Origin of the sequence: Roseobacter sp. MH60115 (assembly GCF_015644665.1) — a bacterium.
Classification (GTDB): Bacteria; Pseudomonadota; Alphaproteobacteria; order Rhodobacterales; family Rhodobacteraceae; genus Roseobacter.
Genome location: NZ_JADOBQ010000002.1, coordinates 48657 through 64729, shown reverse-complemented (window position 1 = coordinate 64729; position 16073 = coordinate 48657). Strand labels below are relative to the sequence as shown.

Genomic DNA, 16073 nt, shown 5'->3' with positions numbered 1-16073 from the left:
TGCGTGGTTAGGAGTTGAAGATGGCCGAGAACAACGAGGTTGACGTTAGCGAAGCGTTTATTGCCGAGGGCGAGGACACAAGTTCGACCAAGGAAAAGGTGGCTGTTCAATCGCTGCGCGGGGATGTGACACAGGAAGATGCGTCACGCAGTAACCTGCACTATGGCGAGGATGATGGCGCAGAGGCTGAGGGGTCGGAAAAATCCTCTGCCATCATATCTGATGGCGTCGAGCCTGCGCCTTTGGCCGGGGATGAAACCTCCGCACCCACTGCACCGACTACGGCAACATCTGATAATGCCACAGGCGACACGCAGCAACCCGCTGACCCGGCCACGGACAGATCACTGAACGGCCCGGAGGCCGAGGTGGCGCAGCCTGAAGTCTCCGCGTTCCAAACGCCGCAGGACAATGCAGGCGCAGGCGCTTTCACCTCCGTACCCACTGAAGAAACTGAAACTACAAGCCCTGAAACCGGCGCACCGCAGTCGCGGGCAGCGACTGCCACGACCTCCGAAAAGGACGATGCCCCGGCGGTTGAAGACGACGCACCGGCCCCAAACGAGGCGCCGACGCAAATTGCCCTGAGCAGGGCGGAGCTTGTCGAAAACGATGAAGGCGCCGTTGTGGGTCAGCTCTCCGTTGTGGATCCGAACGCGAGTGATCAACATACGTTTTCTATATCGGACGACCGGTTTGAAATCTCTGATGGGCAGATCAGGCTGAAACCCGGCGTTTCCCTGGACCACGAGGAACAGTCTTCGCTGCGCTTTGACGTGACGGCCACCGATGCCGATGGCGCAAGCCTGACCGAAACATTTGAGGTCGTCGTCGGTGATGTGAACGAAGCGCCGACAAGCGCCTCCATCGATCAGAGCCTGATTGCCGCAAACCAGCCTGGTGCCGTCGTCGGGCAGGTGAACGTGATCGATCCCGATGAAGAGGGAAGCTACGAATTCGCCGTTTCTGACGACAGGTTTGAGGTATCGCAGGGCCAGTTGAAGCTGCGGGATGGCATTTCCCTGGACCCCGACGACGCCGGAGCGCTCGCCATTGACGTGACCGTCACCGATCAGGGTGGCGAAACAATCACTCAGACACTTGAGTTCAGCGTGGTGGAGCCAGCCAGCGCGACAATGACCTCCGGCTTTCATGCCAGCTACTACGACGTGGATCATCGCCTGTCCAAACTGGATCAAATCGACTGGTCCGGCGAAGCCACGCACGAAGAAGTCGTGGGTGAGATCAACTACACCAACAGCCGCGACTCCTTCTGGGAAGGCGGGTCAAAGGACACGTTCGGCGCAAAGATTACCGGCAACATCGAAGTGGAAGAAGGTGGCATTTTCGACTTCTTCATCGGCGGTGATGATGGCGTGGTCCTGTTAATCAATGGCGAAGAGGTCATCGACAACGACGGGCTGCATGGTTTCCGTACGCGAAGTGGCGAGATCGAGTTGGAGCCGGGCACCCACAGCATTGAGGTGCGCTACTTTGAGAACTACGGGCATGCGGGCCTGAAACTGGAATGGGAAGGCCCCGGAACGGACGGGCGCGAGTTGGTGACCGCGCCGGGGACAGAGGACCTGCAAACCGTGAACGGCATGCCGATTGCCCTGGAAATCGACGTGGCGGTGCCGGAAACTGCGACGGCGGACCAGGTGTCTCATCATATTGAGGGCCTTCCGCCCGGCACGATATTGACAGCCGGTGACGTGAACGTCGAGGCGGACGCAGATGGTACTGCCGATATCTCGGGCATGGATTTGTCGTTGCTAACCGTGGCGACACCGATTGAATTCATCGGGCAAGTATCCGCACAGGTGGTGACAACGACGCAGATCGGCGATGAGGGCGCGGTATCCGTGATCAACGATCTGAATTTCGCGGTCAATCAGGCCGATATCACCCCGCCCTCTGCGCAGTTGGAAACCGGTTTCAGGGCCAGCTATTTCGACGTGGATCACAGCCTGTCGAAGCTCGACCAGATCGATTGGTCCAGCGAGGCCACGCATGAGGAGGTCGTGGGCGAGATCAACTATACCAATAGCCGCGAGTCCTTCTGGGAAGATGGGTCAAAGGACACATTCGGCGTGCAAATCACCGGCAGCATTGAAGTGACGGAAAGTGGGTCGTTCGACTTCTTTCTGGGCGGCGATGATGGCGCCATTCTACTCATCAATGGTGAGGAAGTCATCGACAACGATGGTCTGCACGGCTACCGGACACGCACGGGCGAAATAGAGTTGGAGCCCGGCACTCATGAGATTGAAGTGCGATACTTCGAAAACTACGGCCATGCCGGTCTTAAACTGGAGTGGGAAGGCCCGGGCACCGACGGTCGGGAACTTGTAACCGCAAACGATGAAATGGCGGTGCCTCAAAATGGCATGCTTGCTCTCGGCATTGACGACGACTCCTTGTCCGATGCCGCGACGGTTAAGATATCGGGCCTGCCGGCGGATACGATCCTCATCAGCGATGACAACGTCGCAGTTGCAGACGGTGGGGAGATCGATCTGTCCGGGTGGGACCTGTCCCTGCTCGAACTGGCACCCCCACCGAACTTCGAGGGGGTGATCACGGGTGAAATCACAACGACGGATACTGCTTTCAACGGTCAGACGATGACCGGGAGCGATACATTTTCCATCGACGTTGGTGATGTCGAAAACCAGCAGGATCAAAACGGAAACGCTCAGGCATCCGATGAATGGTCGTCGTATGACAATAACGAGTCTTCACCCTCTTGGGTTGATACTGCAGACGATGACGAAAACGGGGAGGAACAAGCTGATAACCCGATGTCGGAGGAGGTTGTGGACAATCAGGGGGCAGAGCAAGGGGCAGAAATGAACGAAACATACGAACGGCAGGATTGGTAGTAGAAGACCGTGCGGCAGTGCTCGGGCAGGCTCCATTTTCCACCGGTCACAAAATCGCTTTCTTTCCACACGGATCTACACGCTTAGTCCGTTTCCAACCTGTTTCTGCCCCAAAGGTCCGCTACGGGCATGAATAAGTTTGCCCCGCAAACGCTGCTTGCCCGGAGGCTCAGGCACCGGCAAGACAGCCTCGCGATCCTCGCAGGGTTTTGACGCGCGCCAAGCACGTCCAATGATCAAATGTACCGCCCTGGATATTTTAGACAGCCTTTGATGCAGCGGTTCTCCGGGCGCTCACCCTCGGTGGTAGGCCATATCTGAATAATTCTCCGTCACTGCGTGTTCTCTCGATATGCGGTTGCCTTGGTTGCGACCGTCAACAGGAGGAGAATTTATGATCTATACAATTAAAAATGCGCTGATCGGTCTTTGCTCGCTTGGTCTTGCGACGACTGCACTTGCCGATGGGCACACCGCAACGTCGTGGACATTGGATGGCACGACATCGAAAGTCGCATTTGGATCCATCAAGAAGGACACTGTTGGGGAGGTGCACAGTTTCGAGACACTGTCCGGCACCGTGATGCCCGACGGGGCAGCAAGCATCGAGATCGCGTTGAACTCTGTTCAGACCAATATCGATATTCGCAATGAACGGATGGTTGAGCATGTTTTTCAAAACGCTCCGACGGCAACTCTGGACGCGATGATCGACATGAGCGAAGTCGGCGGGCTGGCCATTGGTGAGACAACGGTCATTGACGTCCAGGGCGTCCTCTCTCTGGTTGGGATCAATGTCGACATCGAGACGGAGATGTTCGTTGCTCGCCTTTCGGAAGCCGCGGTCATGGTGACAACCAATGACATGTTGTTTCTGAGTACCAAAGATGCAGGCATCGACGCCGGTGTCACCAAGTTGATGGAATTGGCGGATCTGCCCGGCATTACACGCACATCACCAGTGACCCTACGCCTGATTTTCAACGCGGACAACCAAAAAGCAGAGGCGGCACCTGCCGCCCCTGCCCCTATACTGACGACGCAGGTCGCTGGCGATGTAGAGGCAGGCGAGAAAGTATTTCGCAAATGCAAGGCATGCCACAGCTTGAAAGAAGACAGAAACGGCGCGGGCCCAAGCCTCCATCGCGTGATGGGCCGTAAAGCAGGAGATCTGGATGGTTTTGCCTACTCCGAAGCGATGGCCGCTTCCGGCATCGTCTGGGACGCAGAGACACTTATGGGCTTCCTCGCGAAACCCAAAGACTATTTGAAAGGGACTTCTATGGCCTTTTCCGGTCTGAAAACGGAAGAAGACCTGAACAATGTGATTGCCTACCTGCTTGATGTAACAAACAAGTAAGAAAACCTTAAAAAATTCCATGAATCCGCTTGAACTCCCTACGTGCGAGCCATAATAGATGCGAACGGAAACTGTCGCGGGATGGAGCAGCCCGGTAGCTCGTCAGGCTCATAACCTGAAGGTCGTAGGTTCAAATCCTACTCCCGCAACCACTTATTCCTACTACCCCTTGAGCAGCTAGCTCAGGGTGCTGGTGGTTAGATTCCGCCAAAACCTTCAGAACATCCAAATCAGCGTGGATAGAGCGTTCTGCAGGTTGTTCGCCTACTGACATCGCCAAGATACCTGCCAAATCGCCTTCTAAGTTGACCGTGAGCCGCGACCCTGTCGCATCAGGTGTCAGCACTATCTTATCGATAAGTTTACGAATCAATCCTGCAGCCTCCTCGCGGTGCTCGCCCTCGTTCAGTGTCTTGATCAGTTTTTGAACTTCACGTGTGTACATGTCTGCCATCGCGGGATGTAGAATTGGAGCTGGGGCGCTTTCGCTCTCAAGTTCCCGCTTCAAGACCTCCATACGCGTCGAAATCCGCTGTGCATCGTCACGAACCATGTCAGCCGGAAGACCGTCCTTGATGGCATCGACAATGCGAACGCGTTCACGTTCCAGCTTGGCGAGCTCTTTACGGTGGGTTGCGGTGGCATCGATGCGCGTACGCCGCAGCCGGTTCAGATGGTCGGTGTACTCTTTGCAGAACAGGGCGCAGAGCTCCGGGTCCATTAGCTGGCCCTGCAGTGCGCCAAGGATATCTTCTTCAAGGTAGTTGCGGCTGATTGTCAGCTTGTTGCCACACGTGCCTTTGTTGCGGGCACTGGAACACCCGATTTGTGTGGCATTGACGGAGGAACACCCACCGCCGCACTCACCGCATTTGATCAGGTAGGAGAACAGGTTTTTGGGACGACGCGCGTTCCAAAAACCGGACTGCGCCTTCTTATTGATACCCCCCTGCTTTTGTTTGACGGCGTCCCAGGTCGCCTGATCAATAATCCGCAGATCGGGCACGTCTTTCACGATCCACTCGGATTCCGGGTTGAGCCGCGAGACGCGTTTCCCCGTCTCTGGATTCTTTGCATAGCGCAGACGGTTCCACACCATCCGTCCGTTGTAGAGTTCATTATTGAGAATGCCGGTGCCACGTTCGCGGTTACCATAGATTGTGCTTGGGCCCCAATGGCGGGCAGTCGGGGCTGCAATACCTTCGCTATTGAGCGCAAAGGCAATCTTCTTCGGTGATATCCCGGCGAGATAGTCATCAAAGATGCGCTGAACGACGGCAGCCTCGGTGCCGTTGATCACGCGCTGACCTTTATCCTCTTCATTCTTGACGACATCATAGCCAAAGGCGTTCCCGCCGCCCGACCGTCCAGCTTCGACCCGCCCGCGCAATCCGCGATGGGTCTTTTGGGCAAGGTCTTTTAGGAAGAGAGCATTCATCGTGCCTTTCAAGCCGATATGAAGCTCTGAAATCTCGCCTTCTGAAAGGGTAATGATCTGAACATCCGCGAACGATAGCCGCTTATAGATCGCGGCAATATCTTCCTGATCACGGCTCATGCGGTCCAGCGCTTCTGCGTAAACAAAATCGAATTTTCCGGCCATGGCATCTTGCATTAACCTTTGCACGCCTGGCCGCAGGAGGGTGGACGCACCAGAAATACCGTGATCCGCATATGTCTCAATGGTGAGATGCCCTGCTGCTTTGGCGCGCAATTCACACAGGCGTACTTGGTCCTCGATAGATGCCTCAGACTGCATGTCACTCGAATACCGTGCATAAATTACTGCTCGCATCCTTGGCTTTCTCCTTGCTTTTGTTGCGGCCCGTTCTCTGATTGCTGCATGGACTTCCAAGTCCGCTCGGCGGCACGGTGTGCAAGGAAGCGTACAATGCCGCGCAGGTCACCGCGCTTTTTGCCCAATCTTGGAGCCAGTTTTCTATTCTGATTATCCCATTTTACATCATTGTTCATACTCAGCACCTCAAACAATTTGGCCGGATGCGGATTTATCCACAAGCGATTGGAGGCTTGAGTGCAGTAATGTATCCTTTGGCGGTGGGGTGGGTGGTGTTGTGGGCATATTGGTCCTTTCTAGTCGGTTGTTTGCTCCTATTGCTTGAGAACAAAAGAGGAACATAAAAACACGTAAGTTGTTATCTGGCAAGGATTATTTTCCTATTTCTGTGGCGCATGGACGCGTATCGCGCCCATGCTGGTGCTTACCGGCTGTGGCCTCGACCACGCGATTGAGCCTGCGCTTGCTGGCTCTGGCGACGTTCCTTGAAGAGTTCGCGGTCACGATCTTGGACGGTGTGGTGGGTTTGCCGAGCAAGCTCGGACAGCCCCAGCATATCCTTGGCGCGGAAGCTTTGCGTATCCTGCAGATTGCCCTCGCGGTCCTTGTAGGTGCGGGCGACAATGACGGAATGATAGGCCCCGTGTTCGCCTTCGTTGCGCCAGATGGCGGCTTTCAACGAACCCTCACGAAGGGTCTCTTCCGGGCGGCGGGTGCTTTCTGTGTCGTCAGACATGGCAGTTTCTCCTGTTTGAGGTTGGGGTGAATACGATTGTGTGTGGCGCTGGCGCTCGGCCTCCCACCGCGCGTCAAAGCTCGCGGCATCGACCTCAGCGGCGAGACCCGGTGACGGACGCGGTGCAGGATGGGGACGGTCTTTCTCTACCATCGATTTTTCAGGCGTGTGGGATGGCCCCCGTTGCTGGGTTTTTCCCTGGGCGTTTTGGTTCGCCGCACTCCGTTCAGCAAAGAGACGCGCGATCCGCATTTCTTTCATGCGCTTGGCAAAACCGCTCTCCGGCAAGTCCGGCACAGAATCCGCGTAGGTGATGGGTTCACGTTTGGTCATTGGCTACATCTCCACGTAGGACCACGTACCGCACCGATACTGCGGCAGGTGGGCGTAGTAATCCGGCACGGGTTCGGTGATGACGCGGCGCATGCGCTGCCCCCAACGGGTTTGCACGTTCACGCGGTCAATCGGAGGGTGGTATGGATTGGGATGGTACAGCCCGGCGAGATCGCGGGATTGCCAATAAGGGCTCCGCTCCAGCTCAATCGGAAACGGCACGTCTTCGTGGAAGAAGTATGCCCGGTCGCTCGGCATGTTCATAGCCTCGTCCATGGTGCGGAGAGGGCGTCCCTGTTTCGTCTGATGCGTCTCTTCAAAACCGCTTTGCGCCATGGTGAAGGCGGCTTGCAGCGGATCGCCGCCCTGGATCAGCGATTGCAGGGCTTGATTGCGCTGGTGTGCGGCGCGTTGCTGGGCCAGCGTGTCATCGTATTTGAGCGTTTGGGTCCCGAGACGGGCAACGCAGTCCTGACAGCTTTCGACATCGCCGCGCATTGCGAACATAAGGGTGGCCGCACTGCTGGATTGGATCAGCTCTTTCGCACCCGGACCAAGGCCTTTCATCTGACCGTTGGACTGGAACACCGCGACCGGCTGGATGCCGATCCCTGCGCCGTATGTGAACAGACGCGGCACAAGTGGAAATCCATTCTCGCCCCCTAACTGGCCGCATTCGTCCAGAAAGAAGGTGATACGGCGGGCGGTTGGCGCGCGACTTTTGAGCAGCATCGCAGAGACGAAGGCAGATTTGATGACGGGTGACCAAGACTGCACGAACTCGGCGGGGGGCATCAGGTAGAACTGCCATGGCTGTTCGCCGGTCACGATATCCTGCATCGCGAGGGTGTAAGGCGGCGAGACGGACGCCATCAGAATAGGATCAGAGAGGCAGGCGGTTGCTCGGAAAAGCTCCCCTAAAATACCACGAAAGCCATCACCGCTCTGGCCACGCCCTTCGGCGATCTCTTCTTCGATGCTGCGCACATTAGGAAAACGGGATTTAGACATGTGGAAGGCAAAGTCCTGCCACCGGTCGCCCCCACCGGGAATGAGATTGATCGCTTCATAGAGCCGTGGGAAGCTTAGCTCCTCACCGCATTCGCAGATCGCAAGGGACAATGCTTCACCGAACTCGCGCGCGCGGTCTTTGAAGTATGAGGAACCAAAGTTATTTCCGGGCGCGATCAGGTTCTCCCAGAAGACCTTCACGTCCGACACCAGTGTCGGGCTGTCGATATGCATGTGGGCGAGAAAGTTGATCCGGTCCTGCGGCAAGCCGTGCAGACCCGCCGGGTTCCAAAAGCCCAGATACTTTCCGTCGCGGGTCTGGTCCTGCGAGATGTAAGCCCCTTCGCCCTTCAGATCGAGAAAGATGATCGAATGCTGGCAGGTGCCGGACAGTAGGTTGCGGGCAATCACATCCCGCATTTTACCCGCCCGCGCGCCTGCCGTTATGGTCATTCCGGCGGGTCCATGGAAGTAGACCCGCCGCCCTTTGAAATAGCCCACGAAGATTGACGTTTGGTGCTGGTCGAACAGTCCCGCCGACGCCAAATGATGCCCGCGCGCCCAATTGCTGGAGCCGAAGCGATCATCAGCATTGTTCCCGCGCATCACCGTTTACCACCAAAGAGGTTCAGCATGATGCTCATGACAAAGGACAGGAACCCGATGCCGAGGGCCATCTTTACGGCAAAGAACATCAGCGGATAGGCCGCGATCTTCAGCAGCCAGTAAATAATCGCCGCCGCTGTCCCCTCGTACCGCGCAAGGATGGCCCGCACGATTGTGTCCTCCCAGGCCATCCAGACATCCGGGACCCAGAAGATCGCCGCATAGATGCCGATGCAGGTCGCCAGCCACTTGCCACTGCTCGCGATCAATGGGCTTGGGGGCTTGCCGCCCCCGCCAAACATACCTCCAAAAAAGTTCATTGATGCGTCTCCCCTGATTGCAACACCGTCTCCAGCACTAGAGGATTCGGTTTTGCGATGTGGGATGGAACGGCGACGGGGCCGTCCGAGGCCATCGGCAACCAAGGCCCAGCGATGTCTGATGTGGAGGCAATTGCAGACGATCCGATGGCCGCAGGCAGCTCCGCCAGTTCGACAAACGCGCCGAGGTGTTTGGCAAACGCGCCTTCGATGCGGGTGTAATTGTTGTACTCGGTGTCCGGGCGATAGCTGTTGGCAACACCGATGATGCTGTATCCCGCCCCGCCATCGCGCGAGACCAGAAGAGGCCCCCCCGATCCGCCGGGCACACCGTCACAGCCTTCTGTCTCGATGACCGCAGTTGATCCTTCCGCCACGTCTCCGGTGTCACGACGGCCCGCCGCAGTACAGCTAACTCCGAAGACCGTTTGGCGACTAAACTGACTGCTTTCCTTCAGACGCTCCGCAAAGAGCGGGTGCGTGGCATAGCGCTCCACTTCTTCGATTGGGTAAGCACCCATGTTAAATAAAATTTGCTCCTCGGCACCGACCAAATCATCCGGTGTATGCGCGAGCGGAAGTGGTGTTGCTGCGGCGCAGGCGGGCTCGCTCAATTCTGCGATTGCGTAGTCCAGTCCTAGCCTTTTGCGTGGGGCAAGGCTGCCGAGGTGAATGGACCTAAAATCATAGGTGCGTTCGCACGCCGCGATGTAGATGCGCCCGTCCGACGGAGCGGGCGGTTTGTTGGTCGGGCCAAATGGCCCGTCCCATTTACCGTCCTCAGCAAACAGGTGACCAGTGGTGAGCACCAAATCCCGCGCGATAAGCGCTCCTGTCCCACGCGTAGCGTGATCCCAATAGACTGGCCCGACACCCGACAGCTTTGACGTCAGCTTGGGGTCGTACAGCTCAAACACATGGCTGATAAACTCAATCGGCGTACGATCATCCCGACCGGGCGCGGGCGCGTAGGGCACCGCATGCTTGCGTTCTGGTTCTGGCGCAGGTGGCACCGGATCGTCCGTTAGCGTAGGACCTTGGGCAAATGTGTCGATCAGCCAATCCGGCAAAACTACCTGTTCCGCAGCGGTGCTGAAGATCATAGCTGCACTGATCGCCGAAGCGATCAGTGCAGGCCATGCGTTCAGAATAGAGAACAGCTTAGCCATTGGACACACCTCCGCGCTTGACAGGCTTGCGGTTTGTATTGGACGCCTTTGGACTCGCCGCCTTCGGGAGGGCTTTTTGCTGCGTCACACGCGGACGACCGCGCTTCGCAGTCCCTTTTGCAGATTCGATTGCCTTCTTGGCTTCCTCGGCGCGCTTGACGAACTCTTCGACGCGCCAGAAGTCCTCCAGTGTCACGTAAGCCGGAACCGGACGCGCATTCTCTTCTTCGATTTTGACCTTCAGAGTGCGGTAAATCGCAATCCGAAAGCCGATGGCGATAAACCCGCAGGCGTCCAAGAGGATCGCAGCCATCGTGAAGCCCGGCATGCGCCACATGGTCTGGATCAGCCGCTCTGCTGGGCTGAGAGACGTCTGTTCCGGCAGTTCTGGCGTGAGTGCTGTGATCCGATCCGCCTCACCATCGAGAACCCGCGCGAAGGCCCGCATGGAGGCTGAGATCTCGTCAAGCCGTGCCTGCGATTGCGTATTGGCGCGGCTTTGCTGCGGGACACCCTGAGCAATTTTGGTTGCCGCTGCACGGATGGAACGGGCCGGGTTCAGTGCCAGCAGTGCGCGCATCTCGGAGATCGCGCGGCCTGCTAGGGTCTGGAGCTGTGCGTCGCGTTCGGACGATGACAGGGATGCATCAATCTGAACGGCGCGGGCATCAGCGATGGCGCTTTCAAAGTTGACAACATTGCCTTCTGCGTGCGTCAGTGTCGTGCCTAGAAGCTGCGCCGCCTGCACGTAGGCCCGTCCAGACGCCCCAAAGGAGTTCGAAACTGATCCTGTCCCCGGCACACCTGTCGGGCCTTGTCCCGCGATTTCGGCGCGCTCGAAGTCGAAGGCCTGTTCTGCGCGATCCAGAAGACTGGCCTGCGGGACCGCAATCTCGCCGACGTAGAGGACAAATTGCTGCCCTCTGCTCTCCAGTTGATTGATCGTTTGCTTCTGCGTCAGCCCCCGGCTGATGTCGCCGCCTGTGGCGCTCAGGCTGCCCAGCACCGAGACTGTGGCAAACATCAAAAAACCAACCGCCGTAACACCTGCGTAGATGAGCAACGGTTGCTTCGTCTCAAACGCGGGCAACATCCATGCCCCTGCCCAGAAGGTGCGGGCGATGAGCCACAACGCAAAGCCAATGGCAGTGCAGCGGAGGTAGATCCCGAGGTCGGGATTGTCGAACTGACTGGCAAATCCAATGACGGCTGTGCCTGCCGATATGATTGCCAGACCAGCAAGGCCGGGCTTGGCGACTGAGTCGAACCAGACCGCCAATCGGTAGAGCCACAAGGACCCCCAAAGTTGCGAGAATTCAGTATTGTTCATTATGGTAGACTCCCATGTCTGTTGGCGCGGCAAAGCCGCGTGGAGAGAACTCCGTGAGATGGATTGGGTGGATGGGCCGAAGACGCCGCCGATTTGTCTGAGCGTCAGACCTGAGACTCAGCTTAGCGCGTTATTAGAGCCAAGGTGGGATGGCCGCGCCGCTGCCCAATTGGACAGCGGCGTGGAGAGGTTACCGGATGAGATGTCGGTAGAGGTTTGGGTAGCGAATTTTCAGGAACAGGAACAAAAATTTGTCCCGTTCAGGATATTTGCACCGATCGAGAGCAAGGAACTTGCGTAAGTAACGTTCGTCACCAGCCCAGACATTATCAATAAGCGGATACGGCACGAACTCTTTCGGTTTCCAGAGCTCGACGCCATCACCGTCAAGATCACGTAACAAGTCCTGGATCAAATCAGGAAGGGCGCGGTCGGTTATCGGTAAGTTGCGAAAGATCAACTGCGCACGTTTGAAGATTACATCGTTTGCTACGACCTCGGTTAGCTCGAGCAAAAACTCTTTCGTATTATTGGGCATTTGGGCCTCCATCGGTTGTTGGTGAACCCACGTTGGCAGCCGATCTCGGGATTGTCCCACAAAGGAAATTTCATAGCACCTCCTCGGTCATTCTATGAAATTTCCCTATCGTTTCATGAAATTTCAAAAGATGAAATTTGACTATTTTCAGTATGTTATGCGATAATTAAAGCTAACTAACAGCATGGAGGTATATGGCAAGGTTTGAGCGAAGAGACAGTATTGGTGAAGTGCTCGGAACGCACCTGGCACTATTTGAGCATGATCTTACCGAAGATCCGGATAATTTAGAGATAATGGAAAAGATTCGGTTCATATCTGAAGCTTATCGAAACTTCACATCGGGTGGTCTAGCGAGCTTCAGTGAAGACTTCGAACACGGCTATCAGCGCGGCAAGCGTGATGTTCACTCTAGCCTGGAGGCAGAACCAAAGGCAGGACTCGACCCTCGGCGAGATTTTGGCGATAACTAAGTGGTCCGTGCCGCTTTTTAGCTTGGATCATCAGAGTTTTTTTATCTTGGTTGTTGCATGCAGAGAGAATTGGCGAGGCGATACAATTGGGCTTTCAAGCCAGAGTTCGTGCTAGAAGGCAAATTTGTCTGTTTCCACTTAGCCGTTGCGACAAAGGCATCCCAACAGCAGACGTTCGGGGACGAGGAGTATCTAGACGTCGTACCTGCAACCATCAGTAGGTGGCTCAGAGGCGATGCACCGATCATTCCTAAAAGAGTTAAGCGGATCGCTGAAATAGTGTGCCGCGATGAAGAATCCCTCGTAAAGAGGAATGATCAGATCGCTGAGTTTGAGAGAGCCTTCGAGTTTTTAGAAACTTCGAGAAGCCTTGGGCGTGTAGCTCCAATTGATATGCCGCAAATAGCCAAGGAGTTTTTGAAGCTTTTAGGCTTGCCAACCAAGGTTGGCGAGTCTTTGGACGTACCGAGTATCGGCGGCAAAAGTGTAGCAAACGAAGCGATCTCATCTGGCAAGAGAGCGGATGGTGTCGAAACCACGTCGCCATTTAATCTGCCGCATCACGATGATCATCATGCAGGCGACACTGAGGCAAAAAATTCGCGCAAGCGGTGGCTTTGGGCTTCTTGCGCTATTAGTCTCTGTGCGCTCGGCATCGGAGCATTTGCTTTTGTAAGCTTCCCTGCATTCGCAAGTCCCCGAGTTTCTCTCGCAGAGCGATTGTCAGGAACCGATCTGCCACCAGGAGTCACAATACACGCCAGATTTGATGAACCAGATCGGACTTTCATTGGTGATTTGACCGTACAGTCAGGGTTTTTGATGCTAACGCGGGAGGCTGTCAAAGGAGGCGCACGAGCGCAATATGCCCTCGGTATGGCGCATCTTCTGGGTGTCAACGTTCAGAAGGATCAAGACAAAGGTCTGGCTTTGCTCGCCCAATCACACGATCAGGGCTACGAGCTTGCCTCGCAAGCCTACGCCTTTGCGCTCAGTGAAGGCGTTGGATCAGTGTTCGATCCTGATGAGGCACTTTCAATATATGAGGCACTCGCCGCCAATAAGAATGCGGGTGCGTTAAACTCTATCGGCCAAATGTATGAGCATGGCTTTCTGAAGCCATACAACCCAATGCTCGCACTTCGCTACTATCAAGAGGCCAGTGACCTTGGAAATGCGCACGCGACAAACAATCTTGGAAATCTATATCACCACGGGGCATTTGGGCACGTCGAAGTCGACACGATCAAGGCGGAGCAAGCATATGAGCAGGCCTTGTTGGGTGGCGTCGCAGCCGGTCGGACAAACTTAGCTCTTTTGTACTTCGAAAACGGAAGAGTTGCAGAGGGTTTGTCTCTCTTGGAGGAAGGTGTCAAAGACAAGCAAACAGTTGTGATGATCCGCTTTGCCGAACACTTGATATCCGGAGAATACCTAGAAATAAACACCACCCGGGCCCGTGAATTGCTCGAAGACGCGGTAGCTCAAGGCAATGGAGATGCTGCTTTTGAACTCGCCGAGTTGCTGGAGAAGTTAAATAGCGGCGAAGTGCAGTCAGAGCTTGATAGGCTTTTTGCCCTAGCCGCCGATACCGGTGGCAGTTGGACGCAGGCTCAGTTGGCATTTCGTGCTGAACACGATCCAAATTTGCCGTCGAGAACACAGATCGCCGCTAGGCACTATCAAATTGCCTCTGATCGCGGTCATGGGAGAGCTGCATACCGGCTAGCTGCTATGATTTTGGACGGTCGCCTGGCCGATCGAACAAAAACAGAAGCAATTGAACTGCTTCGGCGTGGGGTCGCTCGAGGCGACCCATATGCGCAATGGAGATTTTCTCTGATCCTTTTGGATCAGAACGAAACCCCAACAGATCCTGTACGTGGAATGGAAATGCTCAGAACGGCAGGTGAGCGGGGCGACTTTTGGGTCACCAACAACGTTGGTAGTGTCTTTGACGGATCACGCTTTGGGCAAGGTCGACTGGTTGAGCGCGATGTGAGCGAGGCAGCCCACTGGTATCTGGAAGCCTTCGAGCGTGAGGGATACAACCGGGCTGCATGCAATTATGTAGCTGCTCAGCTAGAGCTTGATGGGGCCGCCCACTTGAGTGATTTCGATGAACTATTGGCCGCTGGGTTGAGTGTTCACGCACCAAGGTGCCTCACGCTTTTGTTCTCTGATCTGGAGCGCCTCGAGTCTTGGGGGAAGAGCTATAGCCATCTAGAAAAAGTGCTTCTCCGCTACATAGAGACTGGCAACAGTGACGCTATCGAGCATCTTCGGCGGCTTCGCTCATCTGTTTTTGCAGGAGAAACTGTGCGAGCGCTTGAAAACCCCGTGGAATATCGCGACTTGCACGTAATTGCTGCCGAAGCCGGATCACTTGATGCAATGATCAAGCTCGGGCGCGGTCTTTTTGGAAACAGCGAAATAGACAAGCAGTTTGAACTGCCAATTGTAGAAAGGGTGAATTGGTTGCGCCGAGCAACCAGCCAAGGCTCTCTCGAGGCTTGGAAATACTTGCACCAGCATTCTTCCAGCGCCCCACCGACGCGGGACTGGGCAGATGAGCTGAAACGAAAATCAAGAATACAATCAAATCCAACAATTAGTTACATCTTGGGTTTGTCATTTGATTACGGTGTTGACGGAGTTGGTAAAGATCTTACAGAAGCTGAGTCATGGTACAGAAAAGCTGCTTCTGTGCGAGACGATGCAAAAATTCGGCTGGCACGCGTCTTATCGGAAGGCTGCCATCGTGAGGTTGATCTCAATGAAGTGGTCGAGCTAGTCTCGAATATTCGGCGATCTGGTTTGCGCAGAAAAGTTGTTGTGGCATTGAGCTTACTGCTTCGTGCAGATGGAGCCGCTCCTAAAGACGGGTTGTTCGAAGTAACAACAACTGTCTTTTTTGATATCTTAGGCTCAGGTAACTTCTTAGAGCTAGACTTGGATAGTTACTCGATGAATCAAAGGTGCAATGGCGTAAGACGTGCTTATCCGATCACGCATGCTTCTGTTTTCCAACCTGGGTTAGGACAGGATGAACTACTATTTAGAGCGGCACCATTTAAAGCTCTGTATCCCTATCCCTAATACGTCGCGCCGTTTCGGAAGCGGACAAATTTGCTAATCTGAAGTAGAGTTCGCTTTCTTGTTGGTCTTTGAGTCTGAGACTGGCGAGATCTGTACCAAGTGCATTTTAGGCGAGTTGGGCGCTACCACACCCGAACAAGTGTGCACTGCTCTCCACTGCCGGACCGTCGGAAGCTGGATTTTTCCGGCTCTGTCACGATGACGGGCTGGTGACGCCATCGGGATAGTGCGTGGCGATCCTGCCAAAAGGTGCTTTAGGCAAAAGGTGCTTTAGGCAAGCTGTGTATGGCGTAATACGCCATACATCTTGGAAAGGAGCTGCGCCCCGTTTCATCCCGCTGATGAATTGCTGGTTCTTGTGTCCCTGCTTTGGAGGTGCTCCCCACACCGATTCAGTAGAGCGATGTGTACCATT

The 16073-nt window shown here is 55.4% G+C and carries 12 protein-coding genes and 1 tRNA gene; 5 read left to right on the top strand and 8 right to left on the bottom strand.

Annotated elements, in window-relative coordinates; translation table 11 throughout:
* The first annotated feature begins 20 nt into the window (after window positions 1–20).
* The 3 genes from ISX84_RS05925 (at window position 21) to ISX84_RS05915 (ending at window position 4397) form a co-directional block, all read left to right on the top strand.
* The gene (locus ISX84_RS05925; RefSeq protein WP_195819431.1) at window positions 21–2885 is read left to right on the top strand and encodes a PA14 domain-containing protein; all 2865 of its coding nucleotides are present in this window, start codon (window positions 21–23) and stop codon (window positions 2883–2885) included.
* A 394-nt stretch (window positions 2886–3279) separates the two neighbouring features.
* Entirely contained in the window at window positions 3280–4245 is a 966-nt protein-coding gene (locus ISX84_RS05920) for a c-type cytochrome (protein ID WP_195819430.1), read from the top strand.
* Window positions 4246–4320: 75 nt separating this feature from the next.
* Window positions 4321–4397 (top strand) — tRNA-Met (locus tag ISX84_RS05915).
* Here the strand turns inward: ISX84_RS05915 and ISX84_RS05910 are convergent.
* The 8 genes from ISX84_RS05910 to ISX84_RS05875 all read right to left on the bottom strand — a co-directional run bounded on the left by ISX84_RS05910 (window position 4376) and on the right by ISX84_RS05875 (window position 12086).
* Window positions 4376–6040, bottom strand: coding sequence for a recombinase family protein (locus ISX84_RS05910; protein ID WP_195819429.1), 1665 nt, complete (start codon window positions 6038–6040; stop codon window positions 4376–4378). The genes ISX84_RS05915 and ISX84_RS05910 overlap by 22 nt on opposite strands.
* A complete protein-coding gene (locus tag ISX84_RS05905; protein ID WP_195819428.1) occupies window positions 6028–6219 on the bottom strand; it encodes a hypothetical protein in 192 nt (63 codons plus the stop codon). Before ISX84_RS05905 ends, ISX84_RS05910 begins: the two co-directional genes overlap by 13 nt.
* Before the next feature lie 248 nt (window positions 6220–6467).
* Window positions 6468–7112 carry a hypothetical protein gene (locus tag ISX84_RS05900; protein WP_195819427.1) on the bottom strand — a complete coding sequence of 215 codons (645 nt, stop codon included), beginning with the start codon at window positions 7110–7112 and terminating at the stop codon, window positions 6468–6470.
* Between the two features lie 3 nt (window positions 7113–7115).
* A complete protein-coding gene (locus tag ISX84_RS05895; protein WP_195819426.1) occupies window positions 7116–8729 on the bottom strand; it encodes a type IV secretory system conjugative DNA transfer family protein in 1614 nt (537 codons plus the stop codon).
* Entirely contained in the window at window positions 8729–9049 is a 321-nt protein-coding gene (locus tag ISX84_RS05890) for a hypothetical protein (RefSeq protein ID WP_195819425.1), read from the bottom strand. Before ISX84_RS05890 ends, ISX84_RS05895 begins: the two co-directional genes overlap by 1 nt.
* Complete coding sequence (locus ISX84_RS05885) at window positions 9046–10218, bottom strand: trypsin-like serine peptidase (protein ID WP_195819424.1); 1173 nt, start codon at window positions 10216–10218, stop codon at window positions 9046–9048. Before ISX84_RS05885 ends, ISX84_RS05890 begins: the two co-directional genes overlap by 4 nt.
* Window positions 10211–11548 (bottom strand): hypothetical protein, encoded by a 1338-nt coding sequence (locus ISX84_RS05880; protein WP_195819423.1) that lies wholly within the window; start codon window positions 11546–11548, stop codon window positions 10211–10213. Before ISX84_RS05880 ends, ISX84_RS05885 begins: the two co-directional genes overlap by 8 nt.
* Before the next feature lie 190 nt (window positions 11549–11738).
* A complete protein-coding gene (locus ISX84_RS05875; RefSeq protein ID WP_195819422.1) occupies window positions 11739–12086 on the bottom strand; it encodes a hypothetical protein in 348 nt (115 codons plus the stop codon).
* Between the two features lie 194 nt (window positions 12087–12280).
* On the opposite strand from ISX84_RS05875, the gene ISX84_RS05870 reads away from it, so the two are divergent.
* A complete protein-coding gene (locus ISX84_RS05870) occupies window positions 12281–12559 on the top strand; it encodes a hypothetical protein (RefSeq protein WP_195819421.1) in 279 nt (92 codons plus the stop codon).
* 57 nt (window positions 12560–12616) lie between these two features.
* A complete protein-coding gene (locus ISX84_RS05865) occupies window positions 12617–15658 on the top strand; it encodes a tetratricopeptide repeat protein (RefSeq protein WP_195819420.1) in 3042 nt (1013 codons plus the stop codon).
* Window positions 15659–16073: the final 415 nt, after the last annotated feature.